At 50.2% G+C, this 22,436-nt stretch carries 19 protein-coding genes and 5 pseudogenes; 12 read left to right on the plus strand and 12 right to left on the minus strand.

The annotated features are described in order from the left end of the window. Positions 1–61: 61 nt before the first annotated feature. From ADU37_RS08390 to ADU37_RS08410, 5 genes are all read right to left on the minus strand, one after another. Positions 62–274: a YHS domain-containing protein gene (locus ADU37_RS08390; RefSeq protein ID WP_004067992.1), complete on the minus strand. Its 213-nt coding sequence runs from the start codon at positions 272–274 to the stop codon at positions 62–64. Further along, entirely contained in the window at positions 275–481 is a 207-nt protein-coding gene (locus tag ADU37_RS08395) for a heavy-metal-associated domain-containing protein (protein WP_058947162.1), read from the minus strand. 96 nt (positions 482–577) lie between these two features. Continuing rightward, entirely contained in the window at positions 578–952 is a 375-nt protein-coding gene (locus tag ADU37_RS08400) for a DUF302 domain-containing protein (RefSeq protein WP_058947163.1), read from the minus strand. 2 nt (positions 953–954) lie between these two features. Continuing rightward, complete coding sequence (locus tag ADU37_RS08405) at positions 955–1,347, minus strand: CoA-binding protein (RefSeq protein WP_058947164.1); 393 nt, start codon at positions 1,345–1,347, stop codon at positions 955–957. A 69-nt stretch (positions 1,348–1,416) separates the two neighbouring features. Beyond that, on the minus strand, positions 1,417–2,274 hold the full coding sequence (locus tag ADU37_RS08410; protein WP_058947165.1) for an FTR1 family protein: 858 nt from the start codon (positions 2,272–2,274) through the stop codon (positions 1,417–1,419). A gap of 809 nt (positions 2,275–3,083) precedes the next feature. Between ADU37_RS08410 and ADU37_RS11345 the strand changes: the two are divergent. The 4 genes and pseudogenes from ADU37_RS11345 to ADU37_RS08430 all read left to right on the plus strand — a co-directional run. Continuing rightward, positions 3,084–3,311 (plus strand): annotated as a pseudogene (locus tag ADU37_RS11345) (IS6 family transposase); the annotation flags it as partial. 25 nt (positions 3,312–3,336) lie between these two features. Next, positions 3,337–4,006, plus strand: a pseudogene (locus ADU37_RS11090) (transposase); the annotation flags it as partial. A gap of 38 nt (positions 4,007–4,044) precedes the next feature. Beyond that, the gene (locus tag ADU37_RS08425; protein WP_058947168.1) at positions 4,045–4,353 is read left to right on the plus strand and encodes a winged helix-turn-helix domain-containing protein; all 309 of its coding nucleotides are present in this window, start codon (positions 4,045–4,047) and stop codon (positions 4,351–4,353) included. Continuing rightward, a complete protein-coding gene (locus ADU37_RS08430; RefSeq protein WP_058947169.1) occupies positions 4,350–4,772 on the plus strand; it encodes a hypothetical protein in 423 nt (140 codons plus the stop codon). The genes ADU37_RS08425 and ADU37_RS08430 overlap by 4 nt, the downstream gene beginning before the upstream one ends. Here ADU37_RS08430 and ADU37_RS08435 read toward each other — a convergent pair. Both ADU37_RS08435 and ADU37_RS08440 read right to left on the minus strand, forming a co-directional pair. Further along, positions 4,729–5,997, minus strand: a complete 1,269-nt coding sequence (locus ADU37_RS08435; RefSeq protein ID WP_058947170.1) for a glycosyltransferase family 39 protein — start codon at positions 5,995–5,997, stop codon at positions 4,729–4,731. The two genes, ADU37_RS08430 and ADU37_RS08435, sit on opposite strands and share 44 nt — an antisense overlap. A gap of 19 nt (positions 5,998–6,016) precedes the next feature. Continuing rightward, positions 6,017–8,017 (minus strand): DUF1566 domain-containing protein, encoded by a 2,001-nt coding sequence (locus ADU37_RS08440; protein WP_058947171.1) that lies wholly within the window; start codon positions 8,015–8,017, stop codon positions 6,017–6,019. A 260-nt stretch (positions 8,018–8,277) separates the two neighbouring features. Here ADU37_RS08440 and cbiB point away from each other — a divergent pair. Together cbiB and ADU37_RS11855 are read left to right on the plus strand one after the other, a co-directional pair. Then, positions 8,278–9,132 (plus strand): annotated as a pseudogene (gene cbiB, locus ADU37_RS08445) (adenosylcobinamide-phosphate synthase CbiB); the annotation flags it as partial. 69 nt (positions 9,133–9,201) lie between these two features. Continuing rightward, positions 9,202–9,444, plus strand: coding sequence for a cation transporter dimerization domain-containing protein (locus tag ADU37_RS11855; RefSeq protein ID WP_343203989.1), 243 nt, complete (start codon positions 9,202–9,204; stop codon positions 9,442–9,444). 18 nt (positions 9,445–9,462) lie between these two features. Here the strand turns inward: ADU37_RS11855 and ADU37_RS08450 are convergent, their stop codons facing one another. Both ADU37_RS08450 and ADU37_RS11095 read right to left on the minus strand, forming a co-directional pair. Beyond that, on the minus strand, positions 9,463–11,028 hold the full coding sequence (locus ADU37_RS08450) for a hypothetical protein (RefSeq protein ID WP_058947172.1): 1,566 nt from the start codon (positions 11,026–11,028) through the stop codon (positions 9,463–9,465). A 141-nt stretch (positions 11,029–11,169) separates the two neighbouring features. Beyond that, positions 11,170–11,593 (minus strand): annotated as a pseudogene (locus tag ADU37_RS11095) (IS982 family transposase); the annotation flags it as partial. A 114-nt stretch (positions 11,594–11,707) separates the two neighbouring features. On the opposite strand from ADU37_RS11095, the gene ADU37_RS08455 reads away from it, so the two are divergent. After that, positions 11,708–12,526, plus strand: a complete 819-nt coding sequence (locus ADU37_RS08455) for a hypothetical protein (RefSeq protein WP_058947173.1) — start codon at positions 11,708–11,710, stop codon at positions 12,524–12,526. 511 nt (positions 12,527–13,037) lie between these two features. On the opposite strand, the gene ADU37_RS11100 is transcribed toward ADU37_RS08455, so the two are convergent. Further along, complete coding sequence (locus ADU37_RS11100) at positions 13,038–13,505, minus strand: metallopeptidase TldD-related protein (protein WP_343203990.1); 468 nt, start codon at positions 13,503–13,505, stop codon at positions 13,038–13,040. On the opposite strand from ADU37_RS11100, the pseudogene ADU37_RS11685 reads away from it, so the two are divergent. Then, positions 13,465–13,575, plus strand: a pseudogene (locus tag ADU37_RS11685) (IS982 family transposase); the annotation flags it as partial. The gene ADU37_RS11100 and the pseudogene ADU37_RS11685 sit on opposite strands and share 41 nt — an antisense overlap. Positions 13,576–13,688: 113 nt before the next feature. Here the strand turns inward: ADU37_RS11685 and ADU37_RS08465 are convergent. After that, positions 13,689–14,258, minus strand: coding sequence for a peroxiredoxin (locus ADU37_RS08465; protein ID WP_058947175.1), 570 nt, complete (start codon positions 14,256–14,258; stop codon positions 13,689–13,691). A 140-nt stretch (positions 14,259–14,398) separates the two neighbouring features. Here ADU37_RS08465 and ADU37_RS08470 point away from each other — a divergent pair, with 140 nt between their 5' ends. From ADU37_RS08470 to purE, 4 genes are all read left to right on the plus strand, one after another. Then, positions 14,399–14,950 (plus strand): NADPH-dependent FMN reductase, encoded by a 552-nt coding sequence (locus ADU37_RS08470; RefSeq protein ID WP_058947176.1) that lies wholly within the window; start codon positions 14,399–14,401, stop codon positions 14,948–14,950. Between the two features lie 724 nt (positions 14,951–15,674). Next, positions 15,675–16,955: a S8 family peptidase gene (locus ADU37_RS08480; protein WP_058947178.1), complete on the plus strand. Its 1,281-nt coding sequence runs from the start codon at positions 15,675–15,677 to the stop codon at positions 16,953–16,955. A gap of 121 nt (positions 16,956–17,076) precedes the next feature. After that, positions 17,077–18,222, plus strand: a complete 1,146-nt coding sequence (locus tag ADU37_RS08485) for a 5-(carboxyamino)imidazole ribonucleotide synthase (protein WP_082663045.1) — start codon at positions 17,077–17,079, stop codon at positions 18,220–18,222. Further along, positions 18,194–18,706, plus strand: coding sequence for a 5-(carboxyamino)imidazole ribonucleotide mutase (gene purE, locus ADU37_RS08490; protein ID WP_058947179.1), 513 nt, complete (start codon positions 18,194–18,196; stop codon positions 18,704–18,706). The genes ADU37_RS08485 and purE overlap by 29 nt, the downstream gene beginning before the upstream one ends. Positions 18,707–18,954: 248 nt before the next feature. Here purE and ADU37_RS08495 read toward each other — a convergent pair whose 3' ends face one another. After that, positions 18,955–22,320: a hypothetical protein gene (locus ADU37_RS08495; protein ID WP_058947180.1), complete on the minus strand. Its 3,366-nt coding sequence runs from the start codon at positions 22,318–22,320 to the stop codon at positions 18,955–18,957. Between the last annotated feature and the right edge of the window lie 116 nt (positions 22,321–22,436).

Below are 22,436 nucleotides of genomic sequence, written 5' to 3' on the forward strand. Positions count from 1 at the left end.
TTGTACCTCCACTAACAAAAAATCTGATTCTAGTGCACCAAAAGATTAAGGGCGAAAAAGATCAGTGGCAGCATCCATGTCTTCTGTGGCCATGTTCGTGGGAATGCTTTCCATGTTCGTGTTCCATCTCTTCCCCTTTAATGTATTCTTCCGGGTTAGCTTCAAATTCAGCCTTGCATTCAGGGGAGCAGAAGTAGTAAACTTTGCCATTATATACTGCTTTAAGTTCAGTTCCTTCACTAACTTCCATTCTACATACTGGATCAATGGGCATTTACTCCACCTCAACTTCGTAGCCGTATCGCTCTATTGCCCTTACAATGTCTTCAAGCCTTGTCTTTTCAGGATCGAACTCAACAACGGCAGTCTTCTTCTCAAGGCTGACCTCTCCCTTAGCTCCAACACTCTCAATTGCCTTGCTTATCCTCATAACACAGTGCTGGCAACTCATATTAGGTATTTTCAATATAGCTTTCATCATTTTGCCATCACCAGAATTACCTTAGAATAGAACATTTATTGCCCTTATCTTTTTCAAAGTGGGAAAAAGTAATCAAAAAAGTTTTAAAAATTGAAATTACAGGGACTCGATAATTTTGATAACCCTTTCCTCCATGGGCTTCATGAGCTTAACTACTTCTTCCCCCGCTATCTTCCACGCCACACTGGGCAAAGTAACGCCGAGGTAGTTTCCATCCTCTCTGCGGTAGCCGAAGCCCGTGCAGGGGAGCAAAGCTCCTATGTTCGGGTCTACCTTCACAAGCTCAGCCACGAGCTCCCTGTCGCATATGAAAAGCAAATGGTAATCGGCGACTATTCCGTCCTCGCGCTCCACCATGGCAACGGGAATCCTCTCACCGATGAGGAGAAAACCCTCCTCCTCAAGCCTTTTCTTGAAGCGCTCCCAGAGGAAGTCGAGGTCTTCATCAAACTTTCTCACGTAATAGAACACTCTCACACCTCCAGGAAGAGCTTCCTATCGCTCGTCTCGACCATTATGCACTTCTCAAAGCTGTATTCAACTCCGACCCTTTCAAGGAACTCCCTTATCTCCTCGCTCTCAGCCCCGGGCTGGAACCAGAGTCTCTTAAAGCCAGCCTCAACGGCTTCCTTGGCAACCTGGAGGCCCACTTTGGGGGGAACCACGAAGACTATGACATCAACATCCCTCGGAAGCTCTTTAACGCTTTTGTAGCATTTAAGGCCCTCAATCTCGTCGTGATTGGGGTTCACCGGGAGAACCTCGAAGCCCTTCCTGAGGAGGTCCTTAAGGATTATATTCCCATACTTTGCCGGATTTTCGCTCGCCCCGACGAGGGCTATCTTCCTAAACTCCTTCGGGTTCATTTTCCTCACCGGGCTTGAATTTGTTTTCACCCTTTTTATGCATTTCTGGACAAAAATGGATAAAAAAAGTTACATGGCGCTTTTCAACTTGGAGTTCCCTTTGGCCAGTGAGGGCTCCTTTCCGTACGCCCTCAGGACGAGGTAGAGGGCAACCGTGAAGTAGCCGAGCTGGACCATTACCCTTCCCCACTCCATGCTTGCCGAATACCCGAAGAGCACCGCGAAGATTGAACCAATAGCTCCCTTGTGGTGCCATATACTGTCACCCGGAATTCCAAGATCGTAGACCTTCTCTCCTATGAATCCAAGGTGCATGCCCTCCTCTTCACCCCATTCAATGAGCTCATGGGTTCCGTAACCGGCTAATCCAGCGGCAACAAAGACAAGTAATATCGAGCTGTAGTAGAAGAACGTCCGCAGGTTTATCCTCATGCCAACGCCGTAGATGAGGTACGCCAAAAATAAAGCCCCAGCTATCCCGGCAATCAGTCCCATCACGGTTCCCTCAAGATCCTGAGTGGCGAAGGGAGTTAGGAAGAGCACCGTCTCAAGGCCTTCTCTAAAGACCACCACGAAGGTGAAGCCTATTAAAGCTAAGGGGTTTATCACCTTACTTACCTTGCTCTCTATTTCGGCCTTGATGTTCCTCCCTTTAGTGGCCATCCAGTAGATCATGCTCGTCAGCACTATAACGGCCAGATATGAAGCCACTCCCTCAAAGAGCTCCTTCTCTTCCAGTCCCCCGTAGAGCTCCAGTATGCCCGCTCCAAGGAGGACGCTCGCAAGGATCGAGAGGCCCGCTCCCATCCACACGTCCTTTATCTGATTCGATCTGTTGGTTCTCCTGAGGTAGGCAACGATAATCGCGACTATTATAGCTGCTTCAAGGGCTTCCCTAAAGGTTATGAGGAAAGCTCCAGCGTTCATGGGTTCACCTCCAAATTTGTTAGGTCAATCTAAAATAAGTTGGGGAACTTATGAATTTTATCTTTGCCAAATTGAAACTTCGAACTTAGAAGTGAAAGTTCTCCTCAGCTCACCGGACATGACAATTGTCAAATCTCTCAGGTTCGAACCCGGAAACATGGAAGTTAAGTATCGAAACAAACTCCCCGGTTTCGGGAAGAGGAGCCTGTAGGCCTTTCAAAGGTACAGATAATGAGGGCATTCCGGTTTCAGAATGAATAACGAGGCGAGAGAGTAAAAGAGGCATTGGAACCCTAGTTCCCACCACCTGTGAGGTAATCCCTCCAGATTCACGGCCAGAATCGCCTATCCGCTGATTTCCTTCTCTCTTTAGTTTCTTCAAAAAAGTTAAATGCACATAAATCTAACGACCCGAGTTATAGATCATGAATAAAGTTAAAGGCCCCTTTAGTTCCATAGCCGTCACCCCAAAATGCTAATCACAGCATACAACTAATCATCTGTTGAAAATTAAATGTCTAAGTTTAGCATACACACTAAAGTACTTGGAGAGTACATTTGTATTTTTTACACGGAGGTACTCGTAAATGCTACCTACCACAAGCACCAGTACAACTAAAAACTTCCCCTTTAACGTATAAACGTTCCCCATTCCGTACGCAAATAACACAAAGAGAACAAAATAAAGAGCAAAATCTAGAAGATTCGAGCCAAAACCTTTCCTTATACTGCATCACCCGCACATCCCTACTGCCCCACATATTTTGTGAGCTCCCAAAAGCCAATAGGTGCCATTCATATTTTAAGTTTATCTGCATGTGACTTTCGGGCCGAGGAACAGTGTTGAGCGTTGGTTTAGGACGTTGAAGGAGAGGACAAAGCGTTTCTGGAATAATTTCAGGGCTGAGGACTGGAAAGCTCAGAGGTTTGTTTTTCTGTTTGCTTTTTGGTATAATTTTGTTAGGTTTCATTCTGGTTTTGATGGTCCGCCTAGTGATTTTGCTGAGTGGCTTCAGGAGGTGATGCCACAGTTATCTGACAGTATCCGATGGGAACTAGAGTATGAAACTCCTCCCAAAAATCAGGTACAACAAACTGACAGAACGCTTGAAGGGGCACGAAAAACCTACCATAACTCAGGAAGAATCCTACGAATACGCCAGAGGACACGTTAGAATAATCGACTCGAAGCCAGTTGAGACCAAAGAGTTGGCCAGAAAAAACAGGAAAGGGAAGGTAGGTTCTTCAGAAGTCATAACTGAAAAGCCCGCGGTTGGGTTTATTCCCTCTAAAAAAGTTCTACTATGGGTATAAGCTGACCTGTTACTCTGATGGGAATTTGCTGGCTTTGCTGTCCGTTGATCCCTGCTTTTATGATGTGAGCGTTGTCAGGGAAAAGTTCTGGGTGATTGTTGAGAAGTTCACTGGTTGTTTTCTGTTTTTGGATAAGGGGTATGTCAGCAGGGAGTTGGAAGAGGAATTCCTGAAGTTTGGCGTTGTTTACACGCCGGTAAAGCGGGAGAATCAGATTAGTAGTCTGGGGGCGAGGAAGTTTTACAAGTACCTGTCTGATTTTCGGAGGAGGATTGAGACTTTGTTTTCGAAGTTTTCTGAGTTTCTTCTGAAACCGAGCAGGAGTGTTAGTTTGAGGGGTTTGGCTGTCAGGATTTTAGGGGCGATTCTGGCTGTGAATCTGGACAGATTATACAACTTCACAGGTGGTGGGAACTAGGGTTACACTTATAACCCCCGAGGCAGATTGTCCTACCAATGAACCCTGTAAGGCAGCTGCTCTGGTGGCTCATTGCGGGAAGTGAAGGGGGTTTCAACAGGGCGAGGATAATAGCGGCCCTTAGGGAGAGGCCGTACAACGCGAGGCAGCTCGCCAGAAGACTCGGCCTGAACTACACCACCGTCCGCTACCACCTTGAGGTTCTCCAGAAGAACGGACTGATAACATCAACGGAGAACCGCTACGGGAGGATGTACTTCCTTTCGCCCGTTCTCTTGGAGAACTACGGAGAGTTTGAGGAGATATGGGCTAAAGTCAGAGAAGATGCCCGGGAGGGGGAGAAATGAAAAAAGCTGTGGTGGTTATCATTATCGCTGCCGGCATTTTGGGGGCGCTCATTGGATACAGGTACGTTGGGCCCCCCGGCCCCGGTGAGGTGCAAAGGGTAATTCACAGCAGGAGCGTTGTCGATCCCTCCACCGCCAAGCTCTACACGACCATCAAAGCCGGATTGACGTCACTTAGCGCCGCCATGAGCATCGTGCTCCTCTGGATATACGGAAACCTCTACAGGAAGCTCCGCTCGGAGTTCACGCTCGGGCTGATTGTAGCCACCTCTGCCCTGCTCGTGTACGCGGTGACAGCCAACCCCATCTTCCACACGCTGATAGGGCACAGGGCAATAGGCCCCGGGCCCGTTCTCGTGATTCCCGACTTCTTCATTACCCTCGCCCTGGCGGTGCTCCTCTACCTGGCCCTGAAATAGGCCCTCCAATCCTCGGGGCAGGCCCCCCAGAGAGTGCGAAGCCAAAGAAAGCCTGAAGCGACGAGATGTCAATTAACAATACGAGGGCGAGTAGCGCGTAGCCTATAACCCAGCCTTTCCTTTCTTCCACCAGCTTTCCGATTGCCACCCCCGCCAAAGCGGCCAGTGCCGGTGCCATTGGGAGGTAGAAGCGCGTCATAAATATGTAAAGGCCAGTTCTCAACCACTCGTACTGGAAGTAGAGGCCAAAATATGCCAGAAACCAGAGGAGCAGAAGGGGCGTTGCCCTGTTCTTCCGCCCGATGTATACCCCCACCGGGAGGAGCACAAGCGATGGAAAGCCCTCAAGGAGGAGCTTTGGATGGGTTAACAGGTTTCTCCAGAGGAGCCCGAGACCTTCCTCCAGTCTTCCCGCCAGGATGTACTGAAAAGCGAAGTTCGTGTAGCCTATCGTCTTTGAGTAGCCGACCGAGAAGGGCGAACCAAAGACCGAATTGTTGTAGGCCATCAGGAGCAGGAACATGGGAACCGACGCCCCCAGGACGATTCCGGAGTAGCGAAGTGCCTTTCTTCCCCCTTTCCTGGTTAGCCAGAGGGAATAAACGAGGAGTGCTGCGTAAGCTACTGCGTTGGTATACCTTACCAGCACCGAAAAGCCAAGCGATAGACCTGAGAGAACGCCCCTCTTCCAGTCATCCCCTTCAAGGCCCAGGTAGAAGAATGCAAGGCCGAGGAGCACGAAGACCATGCTCACGAAGTCGGACATGTAAACCCTGTAGAACATCGCCAGAAAGGTCGCGTTCGAGAGGAGGATTAGGGAGGAGATTAGGGCGGCCTTGGGGTCGAAAGCCCTCGCCACCATCCTGTAGAAGACAGGAATGGCAAGGAGTCCAAAGATGAAGTTTACGAACCTCTCGATGCCCAGCTTGTGGAAGAGGGCGAGGATGAAAGGATAGCCCGGGGCCTTTTCGAGCGCGTAGCCCGTGCCAACGTTAACGTACTGGATTGAACGGAAGCCGCCAACCGCGAGGCCTTTTTCCGCGACCTCCCTTTGAAGCTCCACAAGCTCGGAACGCGTTACTACGAGCTTTCCTTCCGCAAAGGCTCTCATGGCGGCGTAGTACGTGGCATCGTCCGGCTCGATGAACCTGACCGGAAGGGTCAGCAGAGGGGAGAAAACCACTAAAGCGGCCACAAAAACCATCGCCAAGAGTTCTCTTCTCATCCCTTATCCCTCACCAACCTTACAAAAGAAGAATAGGGGTTAACCCCTTATAGTTGAGGTTTATCCTTTCAGGGTGCTCCTCAACGTCTCCATAGTTCGGCTTTGACGGGTCGTATTCCTGTATCAGGTGGTTCCAAGCACACCACTTCCAGACTATCTCTCCCCCTTCTTTACCCTCCAGCTTCACCTCAATTATGCATTCAGACCATATTCCCTCTTCAGGCACGAGCTCAGGGTTCATTCCGTTTTCTATTGCCTCGGCCCTTGACTTCTTATCCCAGACTATCATCAGGATGTTCCCGTTGGGCAGTGGCTCAATATCGTGGTGGGTGCAGTAGTTCTCAGAGCAGTAGCGGAACTCCCACAGAAGGTTGCTCTTCCAGTTGAACTCCTGAACGACTCCCCCGGCACCGCCCGCCTTGCTGAAGGGTGAATCCTCCACCTTTCCCGTTCTCAGCAGGTGCCCGTTTTCGAGGAGGTAAGCGTTCTGTCCGGGAAAGTACTGAGTGGCCCATGAGTGGATAACGGCTCCATCATAGTTTATCAGGTAGGTTTTCTTTGAGGACAGCGGGCTGAAGAGGATGTAGCCTTCAGTTGCGTTCTCACTCTTCAACACCACCCCCGTGTTGTTCTCCCCACCCAGGCCCTGATAATCCACGCCCGGTGAGGAGCTCTCGTTTGAAGCTGGCGTAACGTTTGCGTCCCTTACAAGTCTGACGAATGCGCATATCCTGACAACATCCCCCTGAGGCCCGTGACCGTAAGGATACCTGCTTGGATCCCCCGTCTTTGGATCGGACCTCTGTGCTCCAGCCCCGTGGACGTCCATGAGCTTATATCCTTGCGGAGTATTCATCCAGCCGAGGGCCCTTCCGAAGGCAATGTAGACGGCATTTCTCCCGCCCCCAAACATAGAGACGTGCGTCGTGCTCGTCCAGTAGTAGGGGTAGTCAAGTTCTCCGGCCTCGTTGGTTATGGGAGTAACGTTGAAGATCGGGTCTATAGCCGGCCCCCTTTGAGCAGGGTTTACGGCATCTGGAGCGCGGGTGTAATCAACTATGGACTGAAGCTCCTTTGCATTCGGCAATCTCCAGTCGCTGTAGCCGAGGTAGTTCTCCTCGTTCATCCTCTGAACATACTCTAAGGCCTCCTCCCAGTTCATACAATAGCCGCTGTCGTTCTTCGTCCACATGAGGCCAGTTGCCCTGTCCGTGATCGTCCCATCGCCGTTGTCAACGAAATCGTTCTTGCCATAGTCGGGGTTGCCCCTCACGAAGAGCACGTAGAACTTCTTTGTTATTGGATAGGCCTTGATCCTCCCGTCGGCAAAGTTAACCCCAAAAACTGCCTCCTGTCCTCTCATGACCTTCCCAACGTACCTGGTCGAGGAGAGGAACTGGGCATCGATTATCCTCTCTCCGGCTTTTGTGTCACCGTAGGCGAACTCAAAGTAGTTCGTGTCGATGAAGGGGACGAGCTTGCTCGTGTCTGCTCCATCGTAGCCGCTTGGGTCAACTCCGCTGAAAACTATCAGGGAATAGAGCTCCTTTATACTTGGAAGCCTCCAGTCGTCATAGCCAAGGTACTTCTCCTCGTTCAGCTTTTTAACGAACTCCAAGGCTTCTTCATACGTCATCTTGTCCTCGTAGTTTATTTCTCCATCCCCGTTCCAGTCAGGACTCCTGGTCCACATGAGGCCGGTGTTTAAGTCCGTGACGGTTCCATCTCCATTGTCGCGGTATTTTGGTTGATAACCTTCGTACTGGGCATCCTGGCCGTAGAGGGGCTCTCCCGGCTCCGGGCACGCTATCTCTTTCCCGGAAGTGTCGTAGCACTTCTCCTGCCCCGTATCGACCACCGTGTAGGGGTAGGGCGTCTTGATAGATTCCAGTTGAGTTTCTTCTCCATGGCCTTCCGTGCCTGTACCTTCGGAAGTACCGGTGCCAGTGCTGAAGATGTAATAACCCACCGCCCCGATCAAAAGGGCAGTGAGGGCAAGTGCAAAGAGCCCCTTCCTCATACGATCACCTGAATACTAAATGTTGGGCGTACGGATAAAAGGGTTTTCCGAAATCTCACCAGAATCTTTACAAAATTCAGATGAAGGACTTCATTCTATCTCGACGGCATATCGAGTCTTTGAGCTTCTTTACTGCTTTTGGGCGGTCTTTCTCCTTCACGGGGAATGTGCTCCGGTTGAGTTGTCTTTGCATCAATCTCTCACCGAGCCGGGCGGCGGAAGGGTTAAAAGGGATAAAATATCCGTCATCGTGAGACAAGATGCAGGCAGGACTTGCAGTCTTCATCCTCGCGTTACTCTGGGACCTGGCACTCGGTGAGCCGCCCGGGAAGCTCCACCCCGTGGTCTGGTTCGGAAGGGTAGCAGGCCTTATAGATTCCAGATACGGGAGGCGCTCTCCAGCCCTTGACTTCCTCGCCGGCCTTCTCGCCGCTGTCTTCGTGATTATCTCAGCCGTCCTCCTATCCATTGCGCCATCTCACGCCCCTTTTCCCATTAACTACCTCATCGCCATCTACTTCCTCAAGAGCTCCTTTGCCATAAGAAGCCTCCACGAGCACGTGGCGAGAACCGTGACCGATGAGGTGGAGGAGAAAAGAAGGGCCGTCTCGATGATAGTGAGCAGGGACACGAGCGAACTCGATCAGGCTCATCTGAACTCCGCTGCCATAGAGAGCCTCGCGGAAAACCTCAACGACTCCGTTGTCGCGCCCCTGTTCTACTTCCTTCTCTTTGGCCTCCCGGGGGCGCTCGTTTACAGGGCCGTCAACACCCTCGACGCGATGCTCGGATACAGAACGCCCCGCTACGAGTACTTCGGAAAGTTCTCGGCGAGGCTCGACGACCTGCTCAACTTCATCCCGGCCAGGCTGACGGTCCTTCTTTACCTCCCTCTCTGCGGGGGGAAGGTTTTGGAGTACTACCGGCTGGCGAGGTTCAAGCTCAACTCTGACAAGCCGATAGGTGCCATGAGTGCAGTCCTCAGGGTGTGGCTGGAGAAACAGGGTCTCTACCGCTTCCCGGGCAGGGAGCCCAGAAACGAGGACATCGAGAGAGCCCTGAGGGTTTACTGGCTGGTGGTTGGAGAGTGGGTCTTAATCGTGGTGGTCTTCCTCGTGAAAGTTTCCCTTGAGATAATCCTCGAGAACGTCGGCTATCTTACCGGAAAGGCCGCCTCCTTTGAGGTGTGCGAGCAGATTAAGAAGCGCGCTCTCAACGTCCCCAATGTCCTCGGAATCCACGATTTGAGAGCCCACTACGTAGGGCCAAAGCTTCACGTGGAGCTTCACATCGAGGTCCCACAGGATATGACGCTTAAAGAGGCCCACGACGTAAGTGAGGAGGTCAAGAGAAGGATTGAAGAAATGGAAGAGGTCGAGACCGCCTTCGTCCACGTTGACATAAATGGAGTTACAAAATATAAGTGAGGAGAAAAGGTTAGCTGATTATTGCCCTTCGTCTGAAGTGGGACACATTCCCTTTCTTGGGTCGCATGGTGGAAGGCTTCCACTGCTATGGATATAAATATCTCCGTACATACCTGCCAGACTGTACTTGTTGTCCTTATATTGGAACCTGACTTTACTTGAATAGAAAGTTCCGTCCACGTACTGGTTTTTGTACTCCTCTCTTAGTTGCAAGTTAAGATGAATTAGCGAGAACTTCGTGCTGTCAGTATTGAACCCAACTCCTATCGCCATGATGAACGGTGCAATTTCAAGGTTGTTGTAGTCAAGGGTTCCGAGTACCGCCGCCGACGCTGAGAAGAGGGGAATCGTGTTGGTGGACGACACGAAATCCACGTCGAGTTTTGTCAATCCCCCCTGCTGGCTCTCGTGGATCGTTGGCTCCCAGTAGCTGTTGACGAACCACATTGTCCTCTCTCCAATACCTCCATATTGGCTTGGCCAACCATGCTCCACGAACTTCTGTAGGCTCATGTCCTCTTCATCGGGCTTCCCAAGGATTACGTAGGCAACGTCGTCGAGTTTTTGGTAAACGAGACCGTCCCACCAGTAAAGCCTGTATTTTGCCAGCACGACGGTGCCCTTGATGCCTGCCCCTATTACCGAGGGATTGGAAATCTCCGAGCCCCAAATTGTGATGTGGGATTCCGGAATCGTAAGGTCTTCTGTGTTGATACTATAAGAAGTTCCTATTATCTCCGCTTCTGTAGAAGAGCTGCTACCTCCTTTTTGTACGGCCGCGGCTGCAGAGAAGATTAGTTCCAGGCTTTGGGTGGTCCTCTGCCGATACATTGTAGTTATGGTAATCCCGTTTATCTTGCTTGTGTCACCAGTGACTTGGAGGGCAACCAGGGGGATTATAACATTGGATTTTGAGACTATGGTTTTCTCCAACTTCCATACCAGGCAAACTTGGTAGCATGACCCAGTCCAATCACATTTCCAGTAGCACTGATCATGGTCAAAGCTTGGCGGCCAGTTTTCTGTGGTTGCTGAAATATTGTTGCCCTTAATCTTTTCTATTGATTTGAGCTTCTCCTCTATCTGGTTTTTAGTGTAGAGACTTTTAGAGCTCCATCCGGGTAGCTTCACCTGAATGCTCCGCTTGTCGAGCACTTCTCCCACATTAATCGGCACGGCTTTTATGAAGTATTGCACGTTGTTGTTTTCATCTCGGAGGGTTCCCAAGAGCAGAAGTGATGCCGACACCGCTCTGGAATCGAGCTTGGCACTTTTCAAGTAACAACCCCAGAGTTTCATTGCTTTAGTGAGCTGGCTGTAGCTTATTTTTATCTTATCCTGTCCTGAGAAAGTTCCAAGTTCCATCAAAGAACCGTTTGGAAGAAGGATTGACACCGTAACTATTCCGTATCCCTTCTCCGGAAGCTCAATCTCAAGGCTGGGGTCGAGTATGAAGTTCCGCTTGTATTCAACCTTTGCTCCAAGGTACTCCTTGGAGTCTATTGGGATGTTATATAATGCAGCTCCCGAGGCTATGCTTCCCAAGAATAAAACTACTATCAGTACTATAATAGTTTTTTTCATAGCATCATCTCAATATTACAATTCGGAATCGTTCTTAAAACTTTTTGATAGTACTCTAGTTCCCACCACCCGTGAAGTTGTATAATCTATCCAGATTCACAGCCAGAATCGCCCCCAAAATCCTAAGGGCCAAACCCCTCAAAGGTTCCCGTCAGAGTAACAAGTCAGCTTGCACCCATAGTAGAACTTTTTTAGAGGGAATAAACCCAACCGCGGGCTTTTCAGTTATGATTTCTGGGGAGTTTCCCTTCTCCTTACGCTTTTTCTGGCCAGCTCTTTGGTCTCAACTGGCTTCGAGTCGATTATTCTAACGTGTCCTCTGGCGTATTCGTAGGATTCTTCCTGAGTTATGATGAGGTTTTTCGTGCCCCTTCAAGCGTTCTCTTCCCGTGCCTGATTTTGGGAAGGATTTCCTCGATTAGGATTCTGCAAGCGTGCTTTGATTCGGTTAAAGTGCAAGCCGGTGTTGCGCGTTACATGTGAGGATGATTTCATTGTGAGTGTTTTTCGGGTAATGTTTGCTGACTATTGGGTAGATTTCGGATTTTATGAGCAGGAAGTCCATAACAATCCCCAATCAACCAAAAAATTTAAATGCATATAAATCTAACGACCTGATGGGAACTAGGGTCTATGATGTCAAGATAACTGAAGTTTAGATAAACTTGGGGGGAAATTCGTGGGGTGGGCCGGTCGCAACAGACTCCTCTTGGTAGTTGAGCTCACTACATCCATATTATACTTTTTGCCCTTGTTTTTTACATATTTTTCTGTTTATACCTATCTCGTATTGCCAGCTATTATCCTCTTGGGGAGAGAATATAAAAATGAAGTCGAAAAGATAACAAAGAGGCATCTGGAAACCAACGTGTCCCTAGAAAAGACCGTCGGTTATTACAATACGTTAATATTTACTACTATTATGCTATACCTCTTCTCAATCCTTTCGAGTTTATATGCACTAAAGCTGAACGTTTATCAAAAAGCAGGGATTTTGATTTTTCTTTGTGTGCTGGGATATTTAGCTCTTAATTTTTCCACAGTTGTTGCTAAACTTTTTATTGTTTCCACAAGCCTCTACGCGCCCTATCTCTTTTCAGTGCTGATGGCAGGTTATACTCAGCTGTCGCCTGTTTTGTTATTGGGCGGCTTTATTAGGGTGATGTTGTGGTTTGGGATAGAGGCGGCATTACTTAAAAGTATTGTTTTGGTAAAATCAGAGCTAAGATTGAATATCCATAGATTGTTTAATTTCATGCCATTAGCATTTGGGGGTTTGCTAATCCTTTTTGTAAGGCTGCTCGACTATTTTGTGCCCGTTAATCTTTTGTATTATCGTAAAATCTTTGAACAGATTACGTTAATTATGGCATGGGGTCTCTCCTACTATCTGCTAGGCAAGAAGATCAATGAGCAAATTGATAATGCCCCGCTGGCGTATTCCTTTAGCATATTAATAGGTATAATAACTTTTGTTTTGCTTCCACCGCCTCTTTAGAGTTGTTAGGGGTAATTTTATGAAGGGTAAAGATTGGAGGAGGCTCCGAAACGCGTATACCATTAACCATCTATTCAAACATATGGCACCAACAGCAAATCCAGAGGTGATTTAATGTCGAAGTGGCTCTCCCTGCTCATTCTTTTGATTTTGCCCTTGTCGCCTATATCACGTTTTCCAGTGAGAGCACCCAATGCTCTACAAAAAATCTCGAAGGTGCCCTTCTAATCAGGTGCCCCTTTAACGGTATTAAAAACGTGGTTTTAAGTAACGGTTTTTGAGAGTTGCCTCGTTTTAGCGGTGGAGGGGAATGAGAGCTACCTCGGTTTTTACAATATATAGTGATACCTTCCGGATTTAACGTTCAAAGCGCCGTACACCACAGACTTCATAACATCCAAAAGGTACGCCCTGGCTCGTTATGAGGATTACTCCACGGTGTTTGGCTGTAATAGAGAGGTGTTGCGGATTAATGACCCTTATGAGGAGGTTTACCCGATTGGTGATGACTTCATCCTAGTGCGCTATGAGGAATTGTTAAAAGTTCACTCGCCACGCTTTCACCGATTTTGTTGGCTAGGGGCGTTGTCTCTTTGATTAGGCGTTCACCCTTGAATGCCGGAAAGAGCGCAAAGCTCAGGAGCATTGAGATTGCCCACGGCTCAACAATCACCTTAGCTTCCTCTGTTCTGCTCTTCTCAACTTTATAGGCCCATTTTACTTTCTGTGCAGCATTTTCTACAACCTTTTCTACATCTAAGTTCAAGCTAAGCTTTGCATCGAGGTCAAAAATTCCCGGGGTGACATTTCCTTCCTTCATCCCAATGAGCTCAAAGTAGATGTAAGCACCGCCGCCTTCTTGAACGACGTTGATTCCTTGGGAGTTTAGGATTTGGCTCTCGCTCCACTCAACTCCTCCTCCACCACCTGCAACGATTATGTTTTCGAAGTTTTCTGAGTTTCTTCTGAAACCGAGCAGGAGTGTTAGTTTGAGGGGTTTGGCTGTTAGGATTTTAGGGGCGATTCTGGCTGTGAATCTGGAGGGATTACCTCACAGGTGGTGGGAACTAGGGTATAATCCTAACGACCTGATGGGAACTAGAGTCATTGGAAGATACCATCAAAAAGATGCTGAAGTGACAAAGAAATTAGAAGGGAAGCCTCAGATCTTCCCAACGAGGTCGAGGCTGACCTTGAGGGCTTCCTTGCCCGGCTCCCAGCTGGCCGGACAGACCATTCCAGGGTTCTCGCGCACGAACTTAGAGGCTTTAAGCCTCCTCAGGATTTCCTTAGCACTCCGCCCTATGCTGTTGTCGTGCATCTCCATGTGCACAACCTTCCCGTCCGGGTCTATGATGAAGGTAGCCCTCCAGGAGATGCCCTCCTCTTCAATGTAGGTTCCAAAGAGCCTGCACACCTTCCCGGCCGGATCGGCAAGCATTGGATAGCGCACCTTTTTGATTGCCGGCGAGCTGTCGTGCCAGGCCTTATGGACATAGGCAGTGTCAGTTGAGACGCTTATTATCTCGGCCCCCTCTTTCTTGAACTCCTCGTAATACTCAGCGAGCTCCTCAAGCTCCGTGGGGCAGACAAAGGTAAAGTCCGCCGGATAGAAGGCCAAAACCACCCACTTACCCCTGTAATCAGAGAACCTAAGCTTCCCTATCTCGTCTTTCTCCGGGAAGTAAGCATCTGCCTCGAATTCGGGAACGATTTCTCCAACCTTCACCATTTCGTTCACCTCACGATTAATTAGGCAGCCCTAATTTAAAAAGGTTGTCCTAACAAAGTGTGAAGTTTTGAACTTCGAAGCTTTTCACTTCGAAAGGATAAACTTAAAGCCCCAAAATAGAAATTTTACACGGTGATGATATGAAGCTCAAAGTTATTCTCGGAACGGCAAGGGAAGGACGGAAGAGCGAGAATGTGGCGAAGTACATAGCCAGGAAAGCCTCCGAGCTTGGCTGGGAGGTTGAGCTTATAGATGTGAAGGACTACTTACTCTGTTATACCCACCGCTGGAAAATAACGCCCGAGATGGAGCGCTACCGCTCAAAAATCCTTGAAGCCGATGCTCTCGTAATAGTTGCTCCAGAATACAATGGTGGCTATCCGGGAGAGCTTAAAATCCTTCTCGACACGATCTTTGACGAGTACGAGGGATTACCTGTTGGGATAGTTACCGTATCGTCAGTTACCGGTGGGGTAAGACTCCTCCAGGAGCTTAGGTTGGCTGCGGTGAACTACCGCATGCTGCCCGTTGGGCAGGTGCTCTTTTACAATGTCGATGACCTCTTCGAGGGCGATGAGCTTAAGGACGGGAAGTACGCGGAGAGGGTTGAGAGACTTCTCCAAACGCTCGAAAAGTACGCCAAAGCCCTAAAACCGATAAGGGAGGAAGGAAGGAGAAGGGAAGAGGGATGAGGAGCACCTGGGGACGTGATGTTGCTCTATTCCCTCCTTTTTTGAACGTCACAATCTTGCCTATCACGGTGTATTGCCACTTCTCGAGGAAGGGCCTCCTTATGAGCTGTATGTAGCGCCCGATTTCTCTTCCGTCCACTTCGAGGCCGACCTTGATCACGTTGAAGACGAAACTTCCGAAGGTATTGTTTGGAAATTCTTGCGCTTGTTGAGCACGGCCATGAGCCTCGGGAATCCATCCCTCAATTCTAAGGCCCTTCTGGAGCGCTTCATCCACGGGGAATCCATAGCTCCGCGCGGCCCTGATTAACTGCCCTATTGGCTCCTCGAAGCAGAAGTTGGCGGATATTCATAATGAAGAACATTCTCAGACCAGTATACCTCGGGCAATGGAGGAGCAAGTGTCACGATTACTAACATACGTAAAGCCGTCAAAATCACTGTTGATGGAGGATGTTTGAGAGGTTTAGTCCTTACAGGGCAGGCTTGTTGCAAAGAAGAACTTAGATACCTTCTTTTATTCGATTCTGGGTCTCACAACAGAATAAGCCTCCTTTTGACTTTTTATCTCAGACCGAGCCGTTTGTCCAACAACGTCCCCTTCTCGGCGGGCCTGAATGATTTATTCAATTGACATGTATTTGTATAGATTACCGGAACATTTCCAAAATAATGGAAAAATTTATAAGCCCTGAACCTCAAAGTTGTAGCTGGGTGTCCTTACATGAGAAGGGCTGCCACAATCTTGATTGCAATGTTGGTTTTGTTTAGTCCATTGGTCATGGCAGTTAGTTATGACACACCACAGGATAGAGATGTTGTCAGAGTTATCGTAGGTGTACGTGAAAGTGCAGGAAAGAACGTTGTCGGCATGTCTGAAATAGAGGGAGAAAAGAACAAAGATCCAATGGCGGAATTTATGATCTACACAGCCCAACTAAAAGGCTACGGCAAATTGAAAAAGGAAATACCGGAAATCGGTGTAATAGTTCTGGAAGTCCCGAGGAAGGCCCTTGAAAAGATTAAAGGGCTCCCCTTTGTGACATATGTTGAAGAAGACGTAAAGTACCATGCCCTTGGTGAAGTCCAGTGGGACGTTCAGTACATCTATGCTCCAAATGTCTGGAACAACTACTACAAAACCTATGGGTACGCCGCATATGGCTACCACCCAAGCATCCAGATTGCGGTTCTCGATACGGGTGTAGACTACACCCACCCCGATCTGCAAGGTGCTTTTAGCTGGTGTGTGAGAGTTCTAAATAATGGGGGATCCTACTACAAGGGCACTGACCTGAGGTACTGCTGGGATGACAATGGACACGGCACGCACGTTGCTGGAACAATAGGAGCGAGCCTCAACGGGCAGGGCATAGCCGGAGTTGCCCCATACGTTCAAATGTACGTAGTAAAGGTGCTGGACAGCCGGGGCAGCGGTTACTTATCGGACATCGCCCAAGGCATTATAGAGGCAACCAAGGGGCCGGATGGAATACCCGGAACAGCCGACGATGCCGACGTAATAAGCATGTCCCTTGGCGGTTCTAAAAGCACCACCCTCTATAACGCGGTCAGATACGCTTACTCTTATGGAGTTGTCCTTGTGGCTGCCAGTGGAAATGAAGGTGCCCCCTATCCAAGCTATCCCGCAGCCTATTCCGAGGTAATAGCCGTTGGGGCTATCGACTCAAACTACAGAATTGCCAGTTTCAGCAACAGGAGGCCGGATGTAGTAGCTCCCGGTGTTAACGTGTATTCAACACTTCCAGGTGGTACTTACGGCACGATGAGCGGTACTTCGATGGCCTGTCCCCACGTCAGCGGGGTTGTTGCACTTATGCAGGCTTTGAGGGTTGCGGCAGGCAAGCCAAAGCTCACGCCGTATCAAGTCAGAAACATTCTAATCAGCACTGCAATCGATCTCGGTTCCCGGGGTTATGACGTATACTACGGCTACGGGCTTGTGGATGCAGAATACGCGGTCTATTATGCCTTGAACTCCTGAGGCCCTTTGGTTTCTTTTCTTTTTTCAGTTTCTGGGGTTTCTATCTTGTCCGAGCTTTTGACATTTTTATGCATATTTTCTTCAGTAAAGCTTTTAAATTTGGCATTTTTTAGTTAAAACCATGATGGACAAACTCAGAATCGGAATCCTCGGCGGTGGACAGCTGGCCAAGATGAGCGCGCAGGAAGCAAGGAGGATGGGGTTCGAGGTTCTTGTCTTGGATCCAACCCCCGGATGTCCCGCCAGCATGGTTGCTGAACAGATCATTGGAAGCTTCAAAGACGAGGAAAAGATAGTCGAGCTCGCCGAGAGGGTCGACGTTGTAACCTACGACATAGAGGGCGTCAACGTTGATGCGCTCAAAAAAGTGGCGAAGGAGAAACCCGTCATTCCCGAGCCGCACGTTTTGGAAGTAATTCGCGACAAGTACGTCCAGAGGAAAGTGATGAAGAAAGCTGGGGTTCCCGTCCCATGGTTTAGGGGGCTGAAGAGCCTGGATGAGCTTGAAAATCTCATTCCCGTTGTTCAGAAAGCCCGGAGCGGAGGCTACGATGGAAGGGGCGTTGTAGTCATTAGAGACGAAAAGGACCTTCAAAAAGCCCTGAACGTCCCTTCGTACGTTGAAGAGCTCGTACCGATCAAAAAGGAGCTTTCCGTTATAGTTGTTCGCAACGATGACGAGACGCTCGCCTACCCAACCACCGAGATGGTGTTCAACGGTGAGGGGAACATCCTCGACTTCCTCGTCGCTCCCGGACGGCTCGAAAGGGACGTTGAGGAAGAGGCCGAGGAGATAGCCATTAGGGCCGTTGAATCCCTCGATGGGCGCGGCGTTTTTGGGGTCGAGATGTTCCTTGCCGAGGACGGGAGGATTTTAGTGAACGAGATCGCCCCAAGGCCCCATAACTCCGGCCACTGGACGATAGAAGCAGCCATATCGAGCCAGTTCGAGCAGCACGTTAGAGTAGTGGCCGATCTGCCCCCCGGGAGCACCGAGATAGTTTTAAATGCCGCCATGGTGAACCTTCTTGGTGAAAAAGGCTATTATGGAAAGCCCGTTTATGAGGGAATTAGGGAAGCGCTCCGGATTCCCGGAGTTTTCGTCCACATATACGGAAAGAGGGAGGTCTTCCCCTTCAGAAAGATGGGGCACGTTACCGCCGTCGACAAAACACTCTCCAGAGCCATCGAGAAGGCCCTCAGGGCGAAGGAACTGATAAGGGTGAGGGGTGAGGTGAATGCCCAAGGTGGGAATAATAATGGGTAGCGACTCCGACCTTCCGGTCATGAAGGCCGCGGCTGAGGTGCTCGATGAGTTTGGGGTTGACTACGAGATAACCATCGTTTCGGCCCACAGAACCCCCGATAGGATGTTTGAGTACGCGAAAACGGCAGAGGAGAGGGGAATAGAGGTCATAATAGCCGGTGCTGGGGGTGCTGCCCACCTTCCAGGTATGACGGCATCTATAACCACGCTTCCGGTTATAGGCGTTCCCATAAAGACCTCCACGCTGAACGGGCTTGACTCGCTCCTCTCGATAGTCCAGATGCCCTCCGGGGTTCCGGTTGCCACTGTAGCCATAAACAACGCCAAGAACGCGGCCCTTTTAGCTCTCTCAATCCTTGGAGTGAAGTACCCGGAAATAAGGGAGAAGCTCAAGGAGTACCGGAGGAGGATGAAGGAGGAAGTGGAGGAGAAGGCGAAGAGGCTCGAAACGGTTGGCTATGAGGAGTACCTTGAAGGGACGTGATAAAAACGCAACCCTCTTTAATGATGTCCTCTGGCACCGCATCGTCCGCAACAGCTGAGGGCATAGCTTAACTCCTCTTCGGTGAGCCCGGAGATTACTGCATCGTAGCTCTCCGATGCTTCGGCGTGGAGACAGCTCGACCTGTGAGGCTGGCTGCGGTGAAATACAAAGGGGACTCGATAGGAGAAGAAGGCTACTTCCTCGTTCCTACCACATTCCTCAAGAAGCTCAAAAAAAAGAGGGGCCCATCACGGGCCGAAAATCTTCTCAACGTCGCTCTCGCTGGGAGCGGCAAAGATCGAAAAGTCCAGATTCGGGTTCTCCATTATCGCGGTGTGCCTCGCGTCGAGGTATCCGTTGACGTTCAGGAGCTTGACGGCGAGCACCTTTATCTCCTTGCCCGTCTGCGGATTCCTTCCGGTGTAAACTTCGAGGAAAACCCTGTCGAGGTAGTTAACCGCCATCCTGTTGGTGTTGGGCCTTTCCATCCCATCCGCCCCGGGATCGCCTATCGCTATCTCGGTGTTCCCCTTTTGGTCGGTTATCGCGTAGACCGTGACGATTGTACTACCGTTTCCAAGGCTGTCCCACCGAAGCGGAACTATTGGAATGAAGGGCCCCGTTCCGAAGTCGGTTATGTTGATCATCCTCGCGTTGGGGAGTTCGCCAAAAGGCCATCCCCCGAGCTCTCCGTCGAAGATTCCCATGAGCAGAGGGCTTGTCGGCGGGAAGGTTCCAATATCTGTCCACTCCTCCGTTTCAATATCCGCTCTCTGGGCGTTTTCAAAGGCACCCTTGAGGAGGTCACTCACCTTCGCTGGCGTTTTGGTCGATACCCTTGCACCGTTCCCCTTGACCGTTAGACTAACGAGCTGTTCCGCCAGTTGCTTTAGGTCTGCTTTCATCGCAAGCCCCGTTATCGTGTATTCTCCGGCCCTCAGGTAGGATTCCTCAAAGGACGCCACCTCAATGGTGCTCTCGTTCGAAGGCTGTAGTATAATGGGCATCATCGTGCTCGACTGGCCGCAGTCCATGGTGAACTCGATTTCCTGCTCGGGAATGGGCTGGAGCGGTGGAACGGTGGGGCCATTCAACGGCCTGTAGCAGAACCCTCCTGAGGGAGGATCGGTCTCAGCTATTATCTCTCCAATTCCACCTATGGGCGGGATAAGGTAGGTTCCGTTCTCATCGGGGTGGATTACGGCTATCTCCTTTCCCGTCTTTGGGTCTATCAGGACGAGCGATATCTCCTTGGTTCCACCGATGAGGGTGAGCTCTGTCCCGTTCTCGGGAACGCCGATCTTGACGGTCGCTATGCTCGCTCCCACCGTTCTTCCGCCCTCGCGGATGCTTCTAAGGGCGCTTCCGGTTCCAAGGTGGTATATCTCGAGGTTTTTCGCTTCGTAGCCTTTAACGGCCCCCATTACCTCAACCATGGCATCGCGGTTGAGCTTCTTAATCCCCCCATCCGTGGAGTAAAAGAAGGAACCGTCCCTGCGGTAGAATGCGCTGATCGGCTCGCCCGTGGTGGCGTTCTCCCAGTAAGCTTTCTCGACCGCGCCAACTTCCACGAGGGCCCTGAGGTTCAGGGCTTCGCGGTACCTGAGCTGGGCGACCTCGTGGAGTATCGCAACCTGGACTCTAACGTCGCTCTCGTTCTCTGCCATCTTCATCATGGCCTTAGCATTCCTCTCCCAGCCGGTCATCACGGGGTTTTCGAGCTCGAAGCCAAGCTTCTCAAGTTTCCCCTTTGAATCGGCTATGTCTCTCTCGTAAGCGTCGATTAATGAGCTCAGCTCCGCCTTATCTATTCCCCAGTCGTGTCCCGGGGATGGAGTTGGTATCGGGTTGATTGAGGAGGTGCCTTTTGAAACCGGAAGCGTGGTGACCTCAACGTTTCCGTCCTCGATGAAGGCCGTTCCCCTGAATCCCACCGTTCCGTCGGTGTTGAGAACCTTGAAGGCGAGCACCTTTATCTCCTTGCCCGTCTGCGGATTCCTTCCGGTGTAAACTTCGAGGAAAACCCTGTCGAGGTAATCCGAAGCGAGCCTCGTCATGCTCGGAACCCTGCCTTCGTATCCGATATCTCCCGTCTCCATCCTGCTCTTTTCCTCAAGCCCCGGGTCTCCGAGGACTACCGTTGTCCTTCCTTTTGAATCGGTTATGGCGTAGATGACCACTTCCGTGCTCCCGTTTTCCGTTTCCCTCCACTGGGCAGGAACCATGGGGATGAAGGGCCCGTTTCCAAAGTCTGTGATGTTGATTATCCTCGCATCGGGGAGCTCACCAAAGGGCTTTCCGCCGAACTTCTCCTTGAAAATCCCATCGAGAAGGGGACTTACGGAGCAATCGCAGGTGGTCTCAAAGGGCGTCTGCATCGACGCTTCCTGACTTTCCTGGGGCTCAAAGGCATTCATCGCCAGAACGAGGCCCCTCCTTATGTCCGTCTTCTCTATGCCGCGCCTCACGTTGATGTTTAAGTTAACGAGCTGCTCCGCGAGCTGTTTGAGGTCCGCTTTCATAGTGATGGTCGTTATCGTGTAGTTCCCGGGCACCAGGTAGGCCTGCTCAAGCGGGGCAGGGTTGTAGGGTCCTGTTGTGCCGTTGGTCGGGTCAAAGATGAAGGGGGCTATCTGCGGTGATGGGCATATCACAAAGTCATCCGGCATGGGCATGGGTTCCATCGTGTTCTCGTCGAGCGGAAGTGGCCTATAACAGAACCCCTCATCATCGGAGATTCCAACAAGGCTCGTGTTCATCGGAGGGACTATGATGAGCCCGTTCTCGTCGGCCGTTATTTCTTTCACAACCTCGCCGGTCTCTGGGTTGATGAGCCTGAACTGCGGGCGGTACTTGTTGTGAAAGGGAGTCCGATCCCCGTTGAGAACCTGTATAACAATCCCATTGCCCGAGGTTGGAACGCCAACTCTCGCGGCCGCTATGCTTGCTCCCACCGTTCTTCCGCCCTCGCGGATGCTTCTAAGGGCGCTTCCGGTTCCAAGGTGGTATATCTCAAGGCTATCCATCCGGTAACCTTTAATCGCCATCATCTTCTCGACCATTTTCTCCCTGCTGAGCTTCTGCAGTCCGTCCTTCGAGACGTAGAAGAACTCGCCACGCATATTGTAGAACTGCGTTATCGGCTCGCCTGTGCTCGCGTTTTCCCAGTAGGAGCTCTCGACGGCGCCGATACCGACGAGCGATCTGAGGTTGAGAACCTCGTAGTATTTGAGCTGCGCAACGTCTTGGAGAATGAATACCCTCGTTTTGAGGTCACCCTCGCCATTGGCTTTCTCCTCAAGCGTCGATGCCAGCTTTTCCCATGTTTCCATCTCGGGGCTCTCCAGCTGGAAGTTGAGCTTGGCGAGCTTTTCTTTGTTATCCATTATCTCCCTGTCGTAAAACTCGATGAGGCCCCTGAGCCTCGCCTCGTCCTTTCCCCAGTCGTGCTGGGGGGAGGTCTCGGTTGGAGTCGTTGTGGTGGGATTTGTTGTTTCCCTTGAAGTTGTACCGGTGTTGGTGATGTTACCCTGGTCAATACAGCCAGATATAAACGCACCAAGCATTACCACACTCAAAAGCAGGGCAAAGCCTGCAAGTTTTTTCGTTTTCATTTTTTCAAACCTTCTTTAGTCACGAAACGATAAAAATCAAAAAGAGCAAATTCCCTCAAGTGACTTATACTCATGGTTAGTTGTTGGGGTATATAACAGTTGTGCTTTACAAGAGA

This window comes from Thermococcus sp. 2319x1 (genome assembly GCF_001484685.1).
In the GTDB taxonomy this organism is placed as follows: Archaea; Methanobacteriota_B; Thermococci; order Thermococcales; family Thermococcaceae; genus Thermococcus_A.